This window comes from Saccharospirillum sp. MSK14-1 (assembly GCF_003054965.1).
In the GTDB taxonomy this organism is placed as follows: domain Bacteria; phylum Pseudomonadota; class Gammaproteobacteria; order Pseudomonadales; family Natronospirillaceae; genus Saccharospirillum.
Genome location: NZ_MIES01000033.1, coordinates 1502549 through 1523541 on the forward strand (window position 1 = coordinate 1502549; position 20993 = coordinate 1523541).

Sequence of the window (20993 nt, forward strand, 5' to 3'; positions counted from 1 at the left end):
AGATCAGACGTGCTTGGGTGGCTTATTATTCATCCGTCTGCGGTAAGGCACCTGCCGGTACCTGACTGCCATCGGACACCCGGTAAAACCGCAATTCAGGCTCATCCAGCGATCCCGTTACGTGCACCCGGGCGGAGCTCAGACGCTCCAATTCGTTGTTGAACACCCGCTCCGTCACGTAAATGGCCGCCGCGGCCTGAGGTGTGACGCCAGCCAGCAAAGCCACCAATGGGAAGGTGCTCGACAAGGGTACGGTCATGACCATGTCGACATCAATCTGATCGCGTAACAGGTCGGCGTCACCGGTGAAACTGAACTTGGTGGCCGGCCCATCAATGATCAGCTGTTCACCAACACGGGCAAAACCGCGATCAAACAGCAGTTCACCTCGAATCACGTCGTAGGTAATGCCGTCGTTGATCAGGTCGGAGAAATCAAACGCCAACCGGCGCAAGACCCGGGTGAAATTCAACAACCCGACCAACTTCACCCCTTCATATTCGTCCAGTTCGAGAATGGCCCCATCGGTCAACTCCAGACCAATGCGTCCTTCCAAGCGACTGTAATCGAAAAAGGCAGGCGAACCCTGCCAGCCCAGATTCAGTTCGAAATTCCCGCCATTACTGGCCAACACCGGGGCATAGCCCCAACTGTTCAGCAGTGTCTGGATATCGCCAATGCTAACCTGACCAGTCAATTCGGTACGGTGACGATCATTCAAATAACGCCAGACCAAACCGCCGTTCAATTCCGCCCCCGGTATTTCAGCGCGGATGTTGCGGAAATGAACATCGTCATCGCCGGGGACCACTTCAACGCGCCAACTGCCCAGATCGCGCTCCCCGACTGACAGCTGAGCCACTTGCACGTTCATCAGCGGAATGTCTTCCGGGCGGGCGGCTTGCAGCGGATCAACCGGGAAATCCGGCTCTTCGGGAACGTTGCTGGGCTCATCACCGGCGTCACTCTCGTCATCACGCGACGGCAGGGCCAGGAAGTCGAGGTCCATGAATAACGGATCTTGCGGGTTAAAGGGTTGCGAAATACGGCCGCCCACTTCAACCGCACTCAGCGTTATTAACCAGCCTTCCTCACCCCGCTGAATTTGAATGCTCGGATCCGTCCATTGCTGCCCCAGATAGGTCCAGCGCCGACCGTTCAAGTTCACTTCACGCAGCCACTCCCAGCTGGCCCCGGTGGTATCGTCGGTGCTGAGGCGGTCCGACGACGTATCAAAGCGTTCAGCCTGCGCCTGCAACGCTTGCTGCCAAGCCGCTGGATCGGCCTCGTCCACCTGCGCATCGATGAACAACCCACGCTCACCCGGACGCATCCGTAATGGCTGATTGATGGCCACGGTGCCGCGTTCAAAAGCATTTTGAGCGTTCAGTTCAAGTTCGGCTGCCAAGGCGTCACGGTAATCCAGATTCACCCGCCACCCAGGTTGCGCTGAACCGCGATGCAGCCGAACCGTTAATGGCGCAGTTTCACTGGCGGTTTTACCCAAGGGCTCGGGCAAGGCCAGCGGCACACCGATCAGGTCGGACTGGATGTCGATATCGATGTCTCGGCCAAACCGCATTCGGGCGCGAGCGGCCGTACGCTCAGGTCGCGCCGACAGCCAGGGATCGTTCAGCCAGCGCCCCCAATCCGCCAACGGTGCGTTACCAGCAACAGTCAGTTCAATGGCATCGGCTTGATCCTGCTGAATGGTACGCAAGCTTGCCCGGTAGGGTGTGCTGAACACCTGACCATTCAGGCGGTTGGAGTACAGCCCCTGTTCACTGTTGTAGTTCAGTTCGCCACTGAGTTGTTTGATCTCCAGTTGTTGCTCCGGCAACGTCAACTGCCCGTTATTCAGCTGGCCTTGGACATTGCCTTGCAGTGGCTCACCGTTCAGTGGAATCGACAACTTAACCTGGGCCTGAGTGTCACCACTGGCGCGCCAGTCGACTAAATTGCCACCGCTCAGGTCTGACAAAGGGCCTTTTTGAAACAAATCCAGCGTGGCCGCTGCCGGACCGCCAACATCCAGTTCCAACGCCAGTCGTTGCTCACGATAGGGGAAACCCAACTGCCCTTCATTGAGAGACAACCCGGCCATACGACCGGACTGGGCGTCCACATCAAGCCGGTCGAGCCCGACCATCAGGCGACCTTCGCCTTCATTCAGCAACGGCCAGTCTGGAGCGATCCGAACCTGAGCGGCGTTGAAATCGGCGTCGAGACTCAGGCCGGTCTGCACCAGACGCCCCTGTCGATTTGAGGTCGTCAGGGCAAAGGTTAGATCGGTGAAGTCGCCGGCCAGAATTTCACCGGCAATCCAATCCCGGGCGTTTTCCGGTATTTGGTGATCCGGGCGCAGTCGCTGTACCCAGCTCAACGGCGCCTGTGGCACTTCGATGGCCAGCTGATAGCCCAGCTCGCGCTCGCGGTTACCCAGCGGAATGTTCAGCTTCCAGCGCGCCGCCATGGGCAAATCTGACACGCCAGCCTGTTGCTGTTCAGCGTCTGCAGCCAGCCAGGCTTGATGCCGTGATGCCAATTGCACCCCCAGTCCAGGCCACCAGCTGACATTCAGTTCGCCCGCTAGGCGGTCAAAAACAAAGGGATCGTCGTAGATGTTGGGTAAATTAAAATCGAGCTGGCGATCGTCGTAACGCAATAACGCACGGTGATGAGCAACCTGCAACTGGCCATTCAGACCCTGCAAGCCGGGCGCACCGGACGCCGGTTGCATGCCAGCACCCGCGACCTCGGCGTACAATTGCACGCTGCCTGGATCGGCACGATCGACACTCAGCCAACCTTGGCGTAATTCGCCATAAGGCAAGGCTTGTCGCCAGAAACCACCACCGTTATGAAGCCCCATCCAGGCGCTCAGGGGCTGTGTCGGCAATCGATCCCACTGCGCCTGCCATTGGCCATCGCGCTGTTGCAAACGCGCCTGGACCGGCACATTCGCGTGATCCAGCGGTTGGTCGTCCAGCGACCATTGCTGTTCCAGCTGGTTCACCCATAGATCAAAACCGTTATCGGCACGGCTGAGATACAGTTCGGTTTGGGCATTGTTCAAACTCAAGTGCGCCTGACTGCCTTGCAGCTGCATCTGATCGGTCTGCAGTCTCATGGTCAAATCCTGCCAGCGATCCTGGCGCAGACTCAGCCAGTACTCCCCCGCCACATCCAGTTCAGCCAGCCAGGGGAAGCGGCTTTTCAGCCAGGGTGCGAAATCGAAAGCGCCGTGCCGCGCATACAGATCCACCTGATAGTCACCGTCGCTGCGGACGCTTTCTGCCTGCAACTCCAATGGAACATCCAAGGTGTCTCGTACCAGATGGGCATCGGCACGCAACCAGTTGCTTTCACCGGAACCGGTCAGACGACCTTCACTGAGGACCAGGGTGGTTTGAGGCAAATCCTGAGGTTGAATGGTCAGCGTCAGATCGGTGAAGCTGACTTGACGCTGCTGGCGAATCAGGCTGGCCAGCCGTTCCACCGACACCCGGCTCGATTCGCCGCTCTGGTTAGAGCCGCTGTCGGCACTCGGGTTGCTCAATCCCAACATACGCCAGCCATTGGGGCGCTGCTCTAAATGTGCGCTGAAACCCGACAGTTCAAAGCGACCAAAGACCGGAGAAAGCGTGACCAGCGATTGTACGATCGCCGGTTCCAACAACAGCCGATCGACTTCAATCTGATCACCGATCACCACGTCTTGCGCGATCAATACCGGATTAAAACGCTGCCACTGACCTTCCAGTGCACCAATGCGCACGTCAACGCCCAGCTTCTGCGACAGGATGGCAGAGAGCTGTTCGTCGTAATGTTCAATTTCCGGAAAGAACTGGCGACCCAACGCCAAATAGGCAGCCACCAGCAATACCCAAAAGGCAAAAACCTTAAGCAAGGCGGACAGCAGCGCCCGGCCAAAACGAATCGGAATCATCGGGCGCGTTTCAGTCCTGTGGTGATCGGCGCCTTACTGCAAAATGACATCGAACTGTTCCTGGGTATACATGGGCTCTACCTGAAAGCGAATCGGCTTGCCGATAAATTCTTCAAGGTCGGCAACGTTCGACGATTCTTCGTCCAACAAACGATCAACCACTTCTTGTGAGGCCAGCACCAAATACTGATCATTATTGTAGGCGCGTTCTTCACGCAAAATTTCCCGGAACACTTCGTAGCACACCGTTTGGGCGGTTTTCTGACGACCTCGACCACTACAGACCTGACAGGTTTCCGTCAGCATATGCTCGAGACTTTCACGGGTGCGCTTGCGGGTCATTTCAACCAACCCCAACTCTGATACACCGGTGACTTTGCTTTTGGCGTGATCGCGCTCCAGATTTTTCTCCAACATGCGCAACACCTGACGCTGATGCTCGGTGTCTTCCATGTCGATAAAATCGATGATGATAATGCCGCCCAAATTGCGCAAACGAAGCTGACGCACAATGGCGGTGACCGCTTCCAGATTGGTTTTAAAAATGGTTTCTTCAAGATTGCGATGGCCGACAAAAGCGCCAGTGTTTACATCGACCGTGGTCATGGCTTCGGTCTGATCGATGATTAAATAGCCACCGGATTTCAGTTCTACTTTGCGCCCCAACGCTCGGGCGATTTCGTCTTCAACCGAGAACATTTCAAAGATGGGACGTTCACCCGGATAATATTCAAACACCGGCTCGACTTCCGGCGTATATTTGCGCACAAAGTCGATCACCTTGGTAAAGGTTTCGCGCGAGTCGATGCGTATTTTTTCCACATCAGCGCGCACCAGATCGCGGGCCACTTTTAAATACAGCGGCAAGTCTTCGTAGATAATGGCCGGGCCCGGTGTGGTCGCAATGCGCTCATTCAACACCCGGAAAACCCGTTTGAGATAATTCAGATCGGATTGAATTTCTGCTTCACCGATGCCTTCTGCCGCCGTGCGCAGAATATAACCACCCTGCTCAATTTCCTCGGCCTCTTTGGCTTTGGCCACCGCCGTGCGCAAACGCTCACGCTCGTCTTCACCTTCAATGCGTTGTGACACACCAATATGATGACTGTCCGGCATATAAACCAGATAGCGCGAAGGAACTGACAATTGAGTGGTTAGGCGGGCGCCTTTGGTACCAATGGGGTCTTTAATCACCTGAACCGTGATCGATTCGCCTTCGCGCACCAAGGATTGAATGGATTTCTGACCGTCGCCATCACCGCGACTGGCATCGATATCGGAGGCGTGAATAAAAGCCGCGCGTTCCAGGTTGATATCAACAAACGCCGCCTGCATGCCGGGCAGCACCCGCACGACTTTGCCGCGATAGATGTTACCGACAATGCCCCGGGTCTGTTCGCGTTCAATCATGACTTCCTGAACGGCACCGTTTTCGACCACGGCCACCCGGGTTTCCATGGGGGTCACATTGACCAGAACTTCCGAATTCATGTGTGTGTCCTTTGGTTGCGTCGGCGTCGAGCCGTGGCCGTCACAACCGCGCTCAGACCCGTTCCAGCGCTCCAGACCAAACCTGCAAACCGCGCTTGGTCAACAATTGGGCCGTCTCGCGCAGCGGCAGACCGACAATGGCAGAATAGCTGCCTTCAATACGTTTGATAAAAACTGCGCCGAGCCCCTGAACTGAATACCCTCCGGCCTTGTCCTGGGGTTCACCGCTGTCCCAATAAGCGCGTATCGCCTGAGGTTCAAGCTCGGCAAAGACCACACGTGACTCCACCACTTTCAGATCAACCGAATCGTGTGAGGCCACGGCCACCGACGTAAATACCCGATGCGAACGACCCGACAGACGCTCCATCATATCGGCAAAATCATCATAGTCGCGCGGCTTACCGAGAATATCCTGATCGGCCACAACGGTGGTATCAGAACCCAGCGTCAACACCTGCGACTCACCACGGCCCGCCAAAACATCAAGGCCGGCACGCGCTTTGGCTTCGCCCAAACGCGCAACATACTCTTCAGCACTTTCTAATGCCGTTGTACTTTCATCGACCTCAATGGGCAAAACTTCAAACTCAACACCCAAATCGGCCAGCAATTGTTTGCGTCTTGGTGACTGCGACGCCAAATAAAGTTTCATACAGGATTCTCGCCAGTGCGTGAATGCTATTGCACGCGAAATTGCACCTGAACCGAACGCAGCAAAATATAAATCCAGGGCCAAAAAACGGCGCTGATGACCGCCGGCAACAAATGCATACCGGCATCAAAACCAGCGTTAAAGAAACTCTTAAACCATTGCACCAGAATCTGACTGAGAGCGATGATCATAAAAACCACCACCGCCTGCTGCAGCAACGGGTACATGCGTAAACGAAGGTGCAGTACCAACACCACGTAGGCCAGCGCCGAATACGCCAGTGCGAAGGTGCCTAAATAAGTCCCCATCACCACGTCCTGCAGTATTCCGACACAAAAGCCGATGAATACGCCGACGCGCTCGGGTACAGCCAGCACCCAGAAAATCAGAAACAGGCCGACCCAGTCTGGCCGACCCAGAGCAATCACATGCGGCAGTGGCACAGCGGCCAGCAAATACGCTACGAAGAAAGAAACCGCAATAACCCAGAGCGCCCGAGGCTGGTTAGCACGTTGTCTCATCGGTTGACCTCCTCGCCATCTTTAAACACCAGCAGAAGGTTCCGGCTACGCGCTAACGCCGCCAGCGGACGCGCACGAATCTGAGCAAACGCTTCACCGGGGTTGTGTTCCACCGCCTGAACTTCAGCAACCGGATAACCTTCCGGGAACCGACTGGCCAAACCGGAGGTCATCAGCAAATCACCCACCTGGATGTCTGCCGTTTCCGGTACGAATTCCAGTTCCAGACTGGTCAGATCGCCAGTGCCGACCAAAATAGAACGCATGCCATTGCGATTCACCTGCACCGGCACGGCGTGGTTGGCATCGGCCACCAGTAACACCCGCGATGACAACGAATCCACCTGAATCACCTGCCCAAACAGACCGGTCGCATCAAGCACTGCCTGGCCCATATACACACCATCCTGGGCGCCACGGTTAATGATCACCTGGTGAGTAAAGGGGTCGGGGTCGATGCTGATCATCTCAGCGGTCAGATAAGACGCTTCAAAACGTTCGGTTGCGCCCAGCAGTGAACGCAGACGCTGGTTTTCCGCCTGCAACACGGCCAGTTGCTGCACTTTTTGTTGCAGGATCAACACCTGACTGCGCAGTGACTGGTTGTCGTCGAGCAGTTCGTCACGCTCGGCAAAGGTCTGACTCGACCATTGCACCATATCGGTCGGCAAACGAATCAGTTGCTGGACGGGAGAAACCAGATAGGAAAGACCTTGGCGGACGTAATCGAGCTGAGTAAAACGAGCGTCGAGCGTCATTAAGGTGATGGCAAAAACAACGGCCACCAGCAGGCGATAACCATGCTGGGGGCCGGCAGTGAAGAGCGCGCTGATGACAGCCTCCTACAAACGATCAGTCAGAGGTGAAATCGAAGATGCGCTCATCCATTAGCTCCAGTGCCCGGCCACCGCCACGGGCGACACAGGTCAGCGGGTCGTCGGAAATCAATACCGGCAAGCCCGTTTCTTCGCTGAGCAATTTATCCAGATCGCGCAGCATGGCACCACCACCGGTCAAGACCAGACCGCGTTCGGCGATATCCGACGCCAATTCCGGCGGTGTTTGTTCCAGCGCACCTTTCACCGCTGAAACAATAGCAGACAGACTTTCCTGCAGGGCTTCGAGTACCTCATTGGAATTGAGGGTAAAGCTGCGCGGAATACCTTCAGCCAGGTTACGACCGCGAACGTCGATTTCGCGAATTTCAGTACCCGGGTAGGCACAACCGATCTCAATCTTGATGCGCTCGGCCGTGGAATCACCGATCAGCGAGCCGTAGTTGCGACGGATGTAAGCGATGATGGCTTCATCAAAACGGTCACCACCGACGCGAACGGATTCGGCGTACACCACACCGTTCAAGGAAATAACGGCGATCTCAGTGGTACCACCACCGATGTCCACGACCATGGAGCCACGAGCTTCTTCAACCGGCAGGCCGGCACCGATGGCTGCGGCCATTGGCTCTTCGATCAGGAAAACTTCACGCGCACCCGCACCGTAAGCGGATTCACGAATCGCCTTACGTTCCACCTGAGTGGATTTACACGGCACACAGATCAACACGCGCGGGCTGGGTGCAAACCAGGAATTCTCATGCACTTTGGAAATAAAGTGCTGCAGCATTTTTTCGGTGACGTGGAAGTCGGCAATAACGCCGTCTTTCAAAGGACGAATCGCCTGGATGCTACCTGGCGTACGGCCCAGCATGCGCTTGGCTTCTTCGCCCACAGCGGCAACCGTTTTCTGGTTGCCGGTCATGCGCACGGCTACAACAGAAGGTTCATTAAGGACAATATCGCGATCGCGTACGTAGATGAGGGTGTTCGCCGTTCCCAAGTCGATCGACAGATCGCTCGAAAACATTCCCCGAATCTTTTTAAACATGATTTGACAATTCCAGTTCCGATGGCTGCGGTGGGGGTCAAAATGACTGTTCCGGCATGCCGAATCAGCGCTAATTAAAAAGCACTATCAACCCCACTAAACAGCCTCGCAATGTATCAATGGCGGGGATGTTGGGCAAGCTGTAAATATGATAACTTACGCGCTTTCAAATATTTAGCGTGCCTTTTGTGCACGCAGCGTCACTTCGACGACATTCCAACCCAGCCAGTCGATGTCATCCTAAGGAGACACCCATGAGCCTTGATCGTAACGAGGTTGAAATCGTGGCCCACCTGGCCCGCCTGAAAGTCAGCGACGATCAAATGCCAGCCACTCTGGCGAGCCTGAACAGCATCCTGACATTGGTGGATCGCATGCAGGAAGTCGACACCTCCGGCGTCGAACCCCTGGCCAATCCCCTCGATGCCACCGCCCGCGTCCGTGCCGATGAAATTACCGAAAGCAACCAGCGCGATGCCTATCAGGGCGTAGCGCCAAGCACCACCGACGGCCTCTATCTGGTCCCGAAAGTTATAGAGTGAGCCCTACATTGACCATGGAACACAAAACTCTGAAACAACTGTCGGACGGCCTCGCCGCCGGTGAATTCAGCAGCGTTGAATTGACACGCCATTTCCTGGATCGCATCGCCGCCGACACCGATACCAACGCTTACATCACCGTCACCGAAGAATCGGCTTTGGCCAGTGCTGCCGCCGCTGATGAAGCTCGCGCCAAAGGTGAAGCCGGTGCATTGTCCGGTGTGCCGATCGCACACAAAGACATCTTTTGTACCGAAGGCGTGCGCACTTCGTGCGGCTCTAAAATGCTCGACAACTTTATTGCGCCTTACGAATCCACCGTCACCGAGCGCTTCAAAACGGCTGGCACGGTGACCCTCGGCAAGGCCAACCTGGATGAATTCGCCATGGGTTCGTCCACCGAAAGTTCGTTCTACGGCCCGACTCGCAATCCCTGGAATCGCGACACGGTTCCCGGTGGTTCCTCCGGCGGTTCCGCCGCAGCGGTTGCGGCGGGTCTGGCCGCCGCCGCAACCGGCACCGACACCGGCGGTTCCATTCGTCAGCCTGCTGCTTTTTGCAACCTGACCGGTTTAAAGCCCACTTACGGCCGTGTTTCGCGCTGGGGCATGATCGCCTTTGGTTCGTCACTGGACTGTGGCGGCCCCTTGACTCGCACCGCTGAAGACGCCGCCATGATGCTCAACGTCATGGCCGGTTTCGATGCCAAAGACACCACCAGCATGGATGTACCGGTCGAGGACTACTGCGCCAATCTGGACAAACCGCTCAACGGTCTGCGCGTCGGCCTGCCCAAAGAATACTTTGGTGATGGCCTGAACGACGGCATTCGCGCGGCGGTTATGGCCGCGGTCAAAGAGTTAGAAAGCCAGGGTGCGGTGGTTCAGGAAATTTCCCTGCCGCGCACCGAACTGTCGATTCCGGCCTACTACATCATCGCCCCGGCGGAAGCCTCGACCAACCTGTCGCGTTATGACGGTGTGCGTTATGGCCATCGCTGTGACGACCCGGTTGATCTGGAAGACATGTACAAGCGCACCCGCAGTGAAGGCTTTGGCGATGAAGTTCAGCGCCGCATCCTGGTCGGCACCTATGCGCTGTCAGCTGGCTATTACGATGCCTATTACCGTAAGGCTCAGCAGCTGCGCCGCCTGATCAAAGACGACTACCAGCGCGCCTTCGAGGATGTCGATGTCATCCTCGGCCCGACCACGCCGTCTCCGGCCTGGAATCTGGGCGAGAAATCCGGTGACCCCGTGTCGATGTACCTGGAGGACATCTACACCCTCTCGGTCAACCTCGCTGGCTTACCCGGTCTGGCCCTGCCCTGCGGTCAGGTCGACGGCCTGCCGGTGGGTCTGCAACTGATTGGCAACTATTTTGACGAAAGCCGTTTGTTGAACATCGGTCATCGCTTCCAGCAAGCAACCGACTGGCACACCAAAACACCGGCTTAAGGCTGAAACCTGATTCAGGCGAGCCCTCGGTGGCTCACCTACGAACTTCCAGAGGACCCAAAGATGGAATGGGAAATCGTCATCGGACTGGAGATCCACGTACAGCTCTCCACCCAGTCCAAGATTTTTTCCGGCTCAGCCACCCGCTTCGGTGCTGAGCCTAACAGCCAGGCCAGTCTGGTCGACCTGGCCATGCCCGGCACTCTGCCGGTGTTCAACGAAGGCGCGCTGCGTAAAGCGGTTGCCTTTGGTCTGGCCATTGATGCCGACATCGGCAAGCGCTCTGTCTTCGATCGCAAAAACTACTTCTATCCCGATTCGCCCAAAGGCTACCAGATCACGCAGATGGACCACCCCATCGTCGGCAAAGGCGAAGTGGACATCGTGCTCGACGACGGCAGCCACCGCACCATTGGCGTTACCCGCGCGCATCTGGAAGAAGACGCGGGTAAATCGCTGCACGAAGATTTCGAAGGCATGTCCGGTATCGATTTAAACCGTGCCGGCACACCGCTGCTGGAAATTGTTTCCGAACCGGAACTGCGCAACGCCAAAGAAGCCGTGGCGTATCTGCGCAAGATTCACTCCATCGTGACCTACATCGGCATCAGCGACGGCAATATGGCCGAAGGTTCGATGCGTTGCGACGCCAACGTCTCGGTCCGCCCCAAAGGCACCACCGAGCTGGGCACGCGTACCGAAATCAAAAACGTCAACTCCTTCCGCTTTGTGGAAAAAGCCATCAACGTCGAAGTGCAGCGGCACATCGATGTGATCGAAGACGGCGGTAACATCGTTCAGGAAACGCGCCTTTACGACGCCGACAAAAATGAAACCCGGTCGATGCGCTCCAAAGAGTTCGCCAACGACTACCGCTATTTCCCCGAGCCGGACCTGCTGCCGGTGGAAATCGATGACGCCTACGTTCAGGCCGTAGCCGACCAATTACCGGAACTGCCGGACGCCAAGATCGCGCGCTTCCAGAACGACTACGGTCTGTCTGACTACGACGCCACCGTGCTCGCCGCCAGCCGTGCCATGGCTGACTATTTTGAAGCGGTCGTGAAAATCTGTGGCGACGCCAAACTGGCCGCCAACTGGTGTCAGGGTGAACTGGCCGCTCTGCTCAACCGCGACGAAGTCGATGTCGCCGACAGCCCAGTCAGCGCCGAACATCTGGGTCAGCTGATTCAGCGCATTCAAGACAACACCGTGTCCAATAAGCTGGCCAAGCAGGTGTTTGAAGGCATCGCCGCCGGTGAAGGCAGCGCGGATGAAGTCATCGAAAAACGCGGCCTGAAACAGGTCACCGATACCGGCGCGATCGAAGCCATGATCGACGAAGTCATCGCCGCCAACCCCGAACAGGTTGAACAATACCGCTCCGGCAAAGACAAAGTCTTTGGCTTCTTCGTCGGCCAGGTGATGAAAGCGTCTAAAGGCCAGGCTAACCCGGGTCAGGTGAATCAGTTGCTTAAAGATAAGCTGGCCGGATAGGCCAGCTGCTTGACGCATGACGGGAGACGCCGGTTAGGCGTTTAGCGCCTGCCGTTATGCGTCTCTCGCGCTCAAGCCCTATAGACACCCTCGCCCCCTTCGCTTAGCCTTGATCGCTCGACTCTTGCTGTATCGCGGACCTAGCCCAACATGAAACTCTCCCTGATTGCCCGCGTTGTAGCCGGGTTTGCCGCCCTGCTGTTAATCTTTTCCGCCATCACTCTTTACTCGATCAGCGTCGAAAACAAACTGTCGGAACAAATGGAACTGGCCTCCAGCCATTTGGGCAGTCTGCTGGACGATACCAATCGATTGCGCAGCCTATTGCAGGAAAGTAACCGGGCCGTCACTTCCCACGCCAATGCCGAAGAAGACGACCGTCGGGCGTTGCTGCGAACGCAATATCAGACCGTTCGCGACACCTACCAGACCCTGGCCAGCGACCTGGATGGACGACTGCAAAGCTACCCCAACCTGCATGAACAGCTGTCGAATCAAGCGGGGATGGCACATACCCTCTTCACTCAGGCCGAGCGTCATCTTGATTTGCACGCCGACCGCATCGAAGCTCGTCAGCGCGCGCTCACTGAAGCCCAATTGTTCAATAATGACTGGGCATTTTTCAGCGGCGATCTGGGTTCGTTATCCAGCCAGGCCGAAGCCTTGGGGCAATCCGGCCTGCAATGGGACCTGCAAACCGTGATGCAACAGGCCGAGTCGGCGCAATCCATGTTGCAACGCTCGCTGGCCATTTCTCGGGTAGATCGCATCAACAGCACCGAAGCCGAATTGGATATTATCCTGCAGCAACTGGACGCCAAACTGGCGTCGATGCGTGAAGACAACGCCGCCTATGTTGAAGTGATTGCGCCTTATATCGAGGTACTCCATGAGGCAACCGAAGGGCACAGCGGTCTGTTCCAAAGCCACAAACACTACGTGCGCTTTTCCAGCCAGGGCAACTTACTGATGCAGGAAATGGATGCCAACATGACCGCCAGCCTGGGCATTCTCGATGGCATCATTAACGGCATTCGTGAACTGACTCAGCAAGCCGGGCTTGAGGCAGAAAACACCGCCACTAACGCTCAACGTCTGACGCTGTTGATGTTGTTCTTCGCGTTGGGTTTATCAGTGCTCGTTGGCGCATCCGTGGTCCGTTCAATGCGCGCGCCACTCAAACGCACCCTCCATACACTGGAGCGGTTATCCGAGGGCGATTTAACAGATCGCGTGGCGCATTTATCCAGCGATGAAATTGGCCGCATTGGCGCGGGCGTCAATGCATTAGCCGACCGACTGAGCGAAGTCATCCGCGAGATCCGCACGTCATCCGACACCATTTCTTCACTGGCAACCGCCGCGTCCGGGACCAGCGACCAAACGCGTCAGAGCGTCGAACAGCAGCAACAGCAGACCGGTTCGGTGGCGACCGCCATCACTGAAATGGAAGCCGCTGTTGGCGAAGTGGCTGGTAATGCTGAACGCACCCGCAGCGAAGTGGCCGAGGTCACACAAGCGGCCGAAGACAGCATGGCGAGCATGGAAACCAACATTCGTTACAGCCAGGATCTGGATCGCGCCCAGCAGGAAGCCGAAGCCGTCGTAACCAGCCTGAGCGAAGAAAGCCAGCAGATTGAATCGGTGCTCGACGTGATTCAGGAGATCGCTGAACAGACGAATTTGTTAGCGCTGAATGCAGCCATCGAAGCGGCCCGTGCGGGCGAACAAGGGCGTGGTTTTGCGGTCGTGGCCGAAGAAGTGCGCAACCTGGCCAACCGCTCAGAACAATCCGCTGGCGACATTCGTGACATGATCGACCGACTGCGTCAACGCGCCCAGAACGCAGTGCAGATTATGTCCAACAACCGCGAATTGTCGCGCAATTCGGCCGAACAATCGCGACGCACCGGCGAATCGCTGGCCGCCATGGTACAGCGTCTGGCGGACATCAACGACATGAGCCAATCCATCGCCACTGCCTCCGAGCAGCAAAGCGCGGTTGCCCGGGAAGTCACTCAAAACGTGGTGCACATTTCCGACATGGCGGACGACTTGGCCAAGACCGCTGGCGAAGCCGCCACCAACAGCGAAAAACTAACGCGACTGGCATCCGACCAGCGTCAGTTGATCGGCCAGTTCCGCCTAGGGAACCTCTGAGCCACCCATACAGAGAGCTGATTCATGGGAATGGAAAGGCCGAGATAACACCGCGGGCGCAGGCCTTGCGCCCGTTTGCGCTGATAAGGACTAACCGAATAGAAAGCGCCAGCCCGCCGCAGTAACAATACCCGCCGCAATGGCCGGCATGGTACGCCGCGTCGCCAGCATGACCGCCGCGGTTGCCAGTAACGCCAAGCGCGCCGCGCTATCGCCTTCCACGGCCACCGGCACCAGAATGGCGATCAGCACCGAACCGGACATGGCGTTAATAAAGCTTTCCACGCGCCGGCTGATGGGGATAAACGACATAATCCAGACGCCACCAAAGCGCGTTACCAGGGTCACCATGGCCATCAGGCCGATCAGTATCAAACCGCCGTAACCGCCAAACGCATCGATACCGATCATCGCTCGCCCTCCAGCCAGAACACACCGACCAGACCGCCAGCGAGCGCGCCGATCACCACATGGGTGTTGGCGGGCAACCATAAATAGGCGGACAAAGCGGCCAAACCGCCCACCAGCCAGGCGGTAATCATGCGCGCGTTTTTACGCCCGCCCAGTGCCATGGCCAACATAAAGCAGCCCATCACCATATCCAGACCAAAAACTTCCGGCTCCGCAATGGCGCTGCCACCGGCCATACCCAACAAGGTGCCGGTCATCCAGGTGCACCAGAGAGCAATCCCACCGCCCAGGAGCAAACCCAGGTTACGGCTGTGACCACCCTGAAAATCGTTCAGCGTCATCGCCCAGTTGGCGTCTGACAGCACCAGAATGGACGCATAGCGCTTGCCGATCGGCAGTTTGCGCAGCCAGGGATAAAGACTGGCGCCCATCAGCAGATGACGGGCGTTAATGGCAAACGTCGTCACCAGCAAGGTGAACACTGGCACCTGCCCTTCCCACAAATCCAGCGCCGCAAACTGAGCGGTGCCCGCAAAGACCGTCATGCTCATTAAGACCGTTTCAGCCGGTGACAATCCGGTTTGCACCGCCGCCAGACCAAAGGCCAAGCCAAAAGCCACCACAAACAACGACAGCGGTAACAGCCGCCAGAACCCGGCCCAGGTGCCTCTTACGGTGAGTTCGGGGGTAACAATGGCGGTCATGACAGGCTCCAGGGGTACAACGAAGGCAGGGATTTAAACAGAGCCGAGATAGGAAACCAAGGACAGCCAAAGGGATTGGCTTAAAAAGAAAAAAAAGAAGCCCGCGAGAAAGGGGGAAAACGCGGGCCTGGGGAATGGCGGCGCACCGCCTGATTGCTACTTACCCACTAACTTACGAGCAAAACGCACCACTGGATGTAGAAAAATGTTATCCAGAAAAACCTGCTGTGACATCTGGCGCAAACTGTCGGCATAGGTCGGGTACGGATGAATGACCCCCTGCAGTTTGCCGAAATTCAGCCCCAGTGTTTTTAGCACCTGCACCTCGGCGATCAACTCACCCGCACGCTCGGCCAATATGTGAGCGCCCAGCACTTTGCCGCGTGAACTGATAATCAACTTAATGCGACCCCCATCGCCGGCTTTGGTCTTGGCGCGGTCGAGTTTTTCGGCCATGTCGTAATGATAAACACGGATGCTGTCGCCATAATGTTCGCGCGCTTCGGCTTCGGTTAAACCGGCGCGGGCAAATTCCGGATCGGTGAAAATCGCCCAGCTGACGTGGTCGTAATTGACCGAACGACGCAGCGGCAAAATGGCGTTCATAGCCGCAATTTTGCCCTGATAATTGGCCATATGACTCAGCAAGTACGGCCCGGCCACATCACCACAGGCGTAGATGTTTTTCGCGGTGGTACGCAGTTGCTTATTCAGCACCAGACCACGATCAACCTGTACACCAGCGTTTTCCAGACCCAGATTCTCAACATTGGCTTTACGACCCAGCGCCACCAGTATCCGCTCGGCGCTGAATTCCAACGTTTGACCCTCGCGTTCGGCTACCAAGGTCGTGCCTGCGTCCGACGCTGTCACTTCCACCGCCTTGGTACCGACTTCAAAGCGAACGCCTTCGCCCTGCAAACGCTCACGCAGCGCAGCGGCAAATTCAGGTTCTTCACGCGGCAACACTTCCGGCGCCATCTCCACAATGGTGACTGTCACACCCAGGCGATTCATCGCCTGCGCCAGCTCCATGCTGATCACACCGCCACCGAGTACCAGCACCGACTGGGGCAACTCCGTTTGCTGAAAGACGCTTTCATTGGTCAGGTAATCGACGCTGTCGAGGCCATCAATAGGCGGCACCATCGGCCGGCTGCCAGTCGCCAGAATGAACTTACGGCCTTCAATCTGCTGACCATCAACCTCAATATGATGGGCATCGATAAACCGCGCCGTGCCATTCAGATAATCCGCCCCGGCCTTTTCCAGCACCTCAGGCGTTTCATCCAGATACACCCGTTCGCTGACGCCGCGAACCCTCTCCAGCACCGCCGCGCCATCGACCGGTACGTCGGCAAACTGGCGGGCAGTATGAATGGCTTTGGCCTGGTTGATGAGCGCCTTCGAAGGCACACAACCGGACCAGGTGCACTCACCGCCGGGACGATCTTTTTCCACCACCAGCACGCGCTTACCAAACCCGAGGGCGGTAAAGGCGGCGGTTAAACCGGCGGCGCCGGTGCCGATGACAATCAAATCGTAAGCTTTCATAGCGGATCAGACCTCGGCCTGGGTATAGAGTTCCGTCAGTTTTTCATAACGCTGGCGATTGAGACCCATATCGGAATAACCGGCGCGGCTGGCGGAACGGAAATGCACTTGCTGGGCTTCGCTGTCCAGATAGAACTCAACATCATCGTGGAAATGCATCTTGGCGGTGGTGAACACCACATAGACGTAGTCGTCTTCAACGGTGATGACTTCGGCGCCACCATAGGCTTTTACCGCGTCCAAAATGGCTGCCCGGGTTGTGGTCTGGTCAGCTTTGAACGGCCACGGGCGTACACGACGCTCTTCATCATCCGCTTGAGTAGAAACGGCATTGGGCTTCTTGCTCAGGGCTTTCAATTTGCCATTGTCATGGCCCAGTTCCGGCACTTTATTGTTCTGCACAATGATGGTCAGGATATTCAGCGCGACCAGCGCCAGCAGAACCAACAACACAATCAGTACGATTTTCATAGTCTTTCTCCTTTTTGCTTGCCAGCAAGTATCTTGTGCGCAAACTTTATGCCGATTCACTTGACCCGTCAATACCTTGTGCGCAAAATACTTGCACACTTCAACGAACCACGACCATGAGCACCCGCCCGGAACAAACCCTCAGTAACCAGATCTGCCATTCCCTGTATTCGGCCACTAACGCCATGGTGCGCGCCTACCGGCCGTTACTCGAGCCGTTGGATCTGACCTATCCACAGTATCTGGTGATGTTGGCGCTTTGGGAAGCGGACGGCATTGCCGTCAAAGAACTGGTGCGGCAGACGCGATTTGACTCGGGCAGTCTGACGCCGATTCTGAAACGCTTGGAACAGAAAGGTTTGATTGAACGCAAACGGTCGCAAAGCGATGAACGTCAAAGAGTGATTCAGTTGACCCAGGCAGGACGCAACAAGCAGCGAGAGGCGCAAAGCGTGCCGGAACTGTTCTATTGCCGTACCGGTATGACGGCCGAACAGGCGATGACCATCAAAGAATTGACCGAAACGCTGTATCAGCATCTGGCCATGCTGGAACCGGTGGAGAGTTAGAAGAGCAGCGACACCAGACGAGGACACTCGCCTGGTGTCGCCTTTCGATCAGGCCGCGCGCTGACCGAGCAGACTGCGATACAGTTGGGTATCACCGACGACTTTCACATCGCCGGAATCTTCCACCAACACCGCACAGCCAGTGCGATAACGCACTTCCATAATGTCACGGAAACGGCATTGACCACTGACGCGAGTCGGCACCGCCGCCAGCGATTCAATGGCATCGCCTTCCTGCCAGCTTTGCACATCAACCGCATCACTGCCGCGGTAAACTTTGTTATCGCTCGGATCGAACCAGCAACCCTGGCGCTCATCGATGCAATAACGGCCGTTTTCCTGCCGATGTTCCGCCAGAGCCTGGGCCACATCCCGACCGCGCAGCACGTGCAAAGGATTAGTGTGAGCGACAAAATCCTCGACGTAATCATCCGCCGGATTAAGCACAATCTCCTGCGGTTTGCCCTGCTGCACAATCACACCGTCTTTCATGATGGCAATGTTGTTGCCCAGCTTCAGCGCCTCGTCCAGATCGTGGCTGACGAAGATGATGGTCTTCTGCAGCTTCTCCTGCAGCACCAGCAGTTCATCCTGCAATTGCTGACGGATCAGCGGATCGAGCGCTGAGAACGGTTCGTCCATCAACAGAATGTCCGATTCCGTGGCCAAGGCGCGCGCCAGACCGACACGTTGCTGCATACCACCGGACAAAGCGCTGGGCTTGTGATCGCGCCAGCCGGTCAGACCCACCAGCTCCAGCTGCTCGTCGACACGACGCTTGATCTCGTCTTTCGACAGGTTTTGCACATCCAGCGCAAAGGCAACGTTTTCCGCCACCGTCAGCCACGGCATCAGCGCAAAACGCTGGAACACCATGGCAATGCGCTTCATGCAAAATTCGCGTTGAGTGGTGTCATCGGCGTTGGTGAAGTCCACTTGCTGACCGTCTTCCTGGTCAATCAACACCTGACCCCGGGTCACGGTATTCAGACCATTCACACAGCGCAGCAGGCTCGACTTGCCCGAACCGGACAAACCCATCAGCACACAGATTTCGCCTTTCTCAACGCGCAGGTTGACGTTGTGCACACCTAACACCAGACCGGTTTCAGCCTGCAAACGCGTGCGGTCATAACCGTCGTCAATCAATGGCAGGCCGCGTTCCGGTCGCTTACCGAAAATCAGATCGACGTTCTTAAACTCAATCATGCGCCCGCTCCTTCACGTTGTTTAAACAGACGGTCGAGCAAGATCGCCACCAGGACGATCGCCAGACCGGCTTCAAAACCGCGTGCGATATCAACGGTGTTCAATGCCCGCACGACTGGCTTACCCAGCCCATCGGCACCGACCAAAGCAGCAATCACCACCATGGACAGCGACAACATAATGCACTGGGTAATGCCTGCTGCGATGCTCGACGCAGCCGCTGGCAATTCAATGCGCCACAACAATTGGCGATTGGAACAACCAAAGGATTTGCCCGCTTCAACCAATTCGGTCGGCACTTGAGAAATGCCCAGGCACGTCAGGCGAATCGGTGCGGCGATGGAGAAAATAATGGTCGCGACCAACCCGGGCACCACACCCAAACCAAAGAGCGTCAGGGTCGGGATCAGATACACAAAGGTGGGCACTGTCTGCATCAAATCGAGGATCGGTCGCAAAATGGTGTAGAGCCAGCTGCGGTGCGCAGCGGCAATGCCAATCGGTACGCCGATCAACACACAAATAAAGGTTGCCCAGACCACCATCACCAGTGTCTGCAGCGTGTCTTCCCAGTAGCCGAGGTTCCACACCAGCAAGAACGACAGGATCGCAAACACCGTCAGGCCAACATTGCGGCGCAACCAGTAAATCAAGGCCGCACTGATCAGAATAAAGGCCCAGGGCGGGAACCAGAGTAATGCATCGGTAACGCCTTCGATCATCCATTCCAGAGCAATCGACACGCCATCGAAAAACCAGGCACCGGAATCAACCAGCCAATCGAAAAACGCTTCGATGATGGGTCCCAGCGGAATCTTGTAGTTATCCATAAGTCAGTGTCTCATTGTGAGGCCCGCACACGGGCGGGCCTCGTCTGGTGAGAGATCAGAGTGCAGACTTAACAGCGTCCAGCGCGGGTTCACCGTCAAGGGTGGTCACACCTTCCAACCAGGTGTCGAGCACGTCCGGGTTGTTGCTCAACCATTGCTCAGCCGCCGCTTCCGGTTGCATGCCTTCATCCAGAATCAGCGCCATCACTTCGTTTTCGGCCGCCAGCGTGAACGTCAGGTTGTTCAGCAGCGTGCCGACGTTGGCGCACTCATCAACGTAACCCGCACGGGTGTTGGTGTAGATGGTGGCACCGCCGAAATCCGGGCCGAAGTAGTCGTCGCCACCGGACAGGTAGGCCAGATCAAAGTTGGCGTTCATCGGATGCGGCTCCCAACCCAGGAAGACAATCCACTCATCGCGGTTCACCGCACGGCCAACCTGAGCCAGCATGCCCGCTTCACTGGACGCCACCAGTTCGAAGTCTTCCAGGTCGAAGGCATTGGTATCGATCATGTCCTGGATCAGACGATTGCCGTCGTTACCCGGCTCGATGCCATAGATGCGTTCTTCGAATTCATCAGCATGAGTGGCGATATCGGCGAAGCTGGTGACACCGGCATCGGCAACATACTGGGGCACTGCCAGGGTGTATTTGGCGCCTTCGAGGTTCACACCAACAATGTCGACGGTACCGGCTTCACGGTAAGCGGCGATGTCGCCTTCCATGGTTGGCATCCAGTTGCCCAGGAAGATGTCGATTTCGCCGTTGGCCAGTGAACGGTAAGTCACCGGTACTGACAACAGCTCGCTTTCGGTTTCATAACCCATGCGTTCCAGCACGGCGGATGTCAGAGCGGTGGTGGCGGTAATGTCGGTCCAGCCAACGTCGGCAAAACGTACGGTTTCACATTGTTCGGCGGCGTGAGCCAAAGTGGCAGCACTGCCGGCGACCAGAGCGGCCGCCATCATCGATTGCACTTTCATGGTCTCGTCCTCTTCGGGGTTACTGTCGTTTAAGGCAGGCTCTGCGGCCCGCTATTTGCCGGGAATCGGCAATCTTTAATCCGGCCGCCACCAGGCGA

General features: G+C 56.7%; 18 protein-coding genes. 5 read left to right on the forward strand and 13 right to left on the reverse strand.

Annotated elements, in window-relative coordinates:
• Positions 1 to 25 precede the first annotated feature (25 nt).
• Genes BGP77_RS16080 through BGP77_RS16105 form a run of 6 tightly spaced genes read right to left on the reverse strand, consistent with a single transcriptional unit; the run spans position 26 to position 8506 of the window.
• Positions 26 to 3949 carry a YhdP family protein gene (locus tag BGP77_RS16080; RefSeq protein WP_108165723.1) on the reverse strand — a complete coding sequence of 1308 codons (3924 nt, stop codon included), beginning with the start codon at positions 3947 to 3949 and terminating at the stop codon, positions 26 to 28.
• 33 nt (positions 3950 to 3982) lie between these two features.
• The gene (rng, locus tag BGP77_RS16085) at positions 3983 to 5443 is read right to left on the reverse strand and encodes a ribonuclease G (RefSeq protein WP_108165724.1); all 1461 of its coding nucleotides are present in this window, start codon (positions 5441 to 5443) and stop codon (positions 3983 to 3985) included.
• 52 nt (positions 5444 to 5495) lie between these two features.
• Positions 5496 to 6098, reverse strand: coding sequence for a nucleoside triphosphate pyrophosphatase (locus tag BGP77_RS16090; RefSeq protein WP_108165725.1), 603 nt, complete (start codon positions 6096 to 6098; stop codon positions 5496 to 5498).
• A 26-nt stretch (positions 6099 to 6124) separates the two neighbouring features.
• On the reverse strand, positions 6125 to 6619 hold the full coding sequence (gene mreD / locus BGP77_RS16095; protein WP_108165726.1) for a rod shape-determining protein MreD: 495 nt from the start codon (positions 6617 to 6619) through the stop codon (positions 6125 to 6127).
• Entirely contained in the window at positions 6616 to 7452 is an 837-nt protein-coding gene (mreC, locus tag BGP77_RS16100; RefSeq protein WP_108165727.1) for a rod shape-determining protein MreC, read from the reverse strand. The genes mreD and mreC overlap by 4 nt, the downstream gene beginning before the upstream one ends.
• Positions 7453 to 7471: 19 nt before the next feature.
• Positions 7472 to 8506, reverse strand: a complete 1035-nt coding sequence (locus BGP77_RS16105; RefSeq protein ID WP_108165728.1) for a rod shape-determining protein — start codon at positions 8504 to 8506, stop codon at positions 7472 to 7474.
• Between the two features lie 254 nt (positions 8507 to 8760).
• Here BGP77_RS16105 and gatC point away from each other — a divergent pair, with 254 nt between their 5' ends.
• The 4 genes from gatC (at position 8761) to BGP77_RS16125 (ending at position 14162) form a co-directional block, all read left to right on the forward strand.
• On the forward strand, positions 8761 to 9048 hold the full coding sequence (gene gatC, locus BGP77_RS16110) for an Asp-tRNA(Asn)/Glu-tRNA(Gln) amidotransferase subunit GatC (protein ID WP_108165729.1): 288 nt from the start codon (positions 8761 to 8763) through the stop codon (positions 9046 to 9048).
• A gap of 14 nt (positions 9049 to 9062) precedes the next feature.
• Entirely contained in the window at positions 9063 to 10505 is a 1443-nt protein-coding gene (gene gatA / locus BGP77_RS16115) for an Asp-tRNA(Asn)/Glu-tRNA(Gln) amidotransferase subunit GatA (protein ID WP_108165730.1), read from the forward strand.
• A 63-nt stretch (positions 10506 to 10568) separates the two neighbouring features.
• Positions 10569 to 12002 (forward strand): Asp-tRNA(Asn)/Glu-tRNA(Gln) amidotransferase subunit GatB, encoded by a 1434-nt coding sequence (gene gatB, locus BGP77_RS16120; RefSeq protein WP_108165731.1) that lies wholly within the window; start codon positions 10569 to 10571, stop codon positions 12000 to 12002.
• Positions 12003 to 12152: 150 nt separating this feature from the next.
• Positions 12153 to 14162, forward strand: a complete 2010-nt coding sequence (locus BGP77_RS16125) for a methyl-accepting chemotaxis protein (protein WP_108165732.1) — start codon at positions 12153 to 12155, stop codon at positions 14160 to 14162.
• Positions 14163 to 14252: 90 nt separating this feature from the next.
• Here BGP77_RS16125 and BGP77_RS16130 read toward each other — a convergent pair whose 3' ends face one another.
• From BGP77_RS16130 to BGP77_RS16145, 4 genes are all read right to left on the reverse strand, one after another.
• The gene (locus BGP77_RS16130; RefSeq protein ID WP_108165733.1) at positions 14253 to 14573 is read right to left on the reverse strand and encodes an AzlD family protein; all 321 of its coding nucleotides are present in this window, start codon (positions 14571 to 14573) and stop codon (positions 14253 to 14255) included.
• A complete protein-coding gene (locus BGP77_RS16135; RefSeq protein ID WP_108165734.1) occupies positions 14570 to 15277 on the reverse strand; it encodes an AzlC family ABC transporter permease in 708 nt (235 codons plus the stop codon). The genes BGP77_RS16130 and BGP77_RS16135 overlap by 4 nt, the downstream gene beginning before the upstream one ends.
• A 156-nt stretch (positions 15278 to 15433) precedes the next feature.
• Positions 15434 to 16831: an NAD(P)/FAD-dependent oxidoreductase gene (locus BGP77_RS16140; protein WP_108165735.1), complete on the reverse strand. Its 1398-nt coding sequence runs from the start codon at positions 16829 to 16831 to the stop codon at positions 15434 to 15436.
• Positions 16832 to 16837: 6 nt separating this feature from the next.
• On the reverse strand, positions 16838 to 17302 hold the full coding sequence (locus BGP77_RS16145) for a DUF1499 domain-containing protein (RefSeq protein WP_108165736.1): 465 nt from the start codon (positions 17300 to 17302) through the stop codon (positions 16838 to 16840).
• 116 nt (positions 17303 to 17418) lie between these two features.
• On the opposite strand from BGP77_RS16145, the gene BGP77_RS16150 reads away from it, so the two are divergent.
• Positions 17419 to 17871 (forward strand): MarR family winged helix-turn-helix transcriptional regulator, encoded by a 453-nt coding sequence (locus BGP77_RS16150; protein ID WP_108165737.1) that lies wholly within the window; start codon positions 17419 to 17421, stop codon positions 17869 to 17871.
• A gap of 48 nt (positions 17872 to 17919) precedes the next feature.
• Here BGP77_RS16150 and choV read toward each other — a convergent pair whose 3' ends face one another.
• The 3 genes from choV to BGP77_RS16165 are packed head-to-tail and all read right to left on the reverse strand — an operon-like array spanning position 17920 to position 20895.
• Entirely contained in the window at positions 17920 to 19080 is a 1161-nt protein-coding gene (gene choV, locus BGP77_RS16155; RefSeq protein WP_108165738.1) for a choline ABC transporter ATP-binding protein, read from the reverse strand.
• On the reverse strand, positions 19077 to 19910 hold the full coding sequence (gene choW, locus BGP77_RS16160) for a choline ABC transporter permease subunit (RefSeq protein ID WP_108165739.1): 834 nt from the start codon (positions 19908 to 19910) through the stop codon (positions 19077 to 19079). The genes choV and choW overlap by 4 nt, the downstream gene beginning before the upstream one ends.
• A gap of 55 nt (positions 19911 to 19965) precedes the next feature.
• Positions 19966 to 20895, reverse strand: coding sequence for a choline ABC transporter substrate-binding protein (locus BGP77_RS16165; protein WP_108165740.1), 930 nt, complete (start codon positions 20893 to 20895; stop codon positions 19966 to 19968).
• Positions 20896 to 20993: the final 98 nt, after the last annotated feature.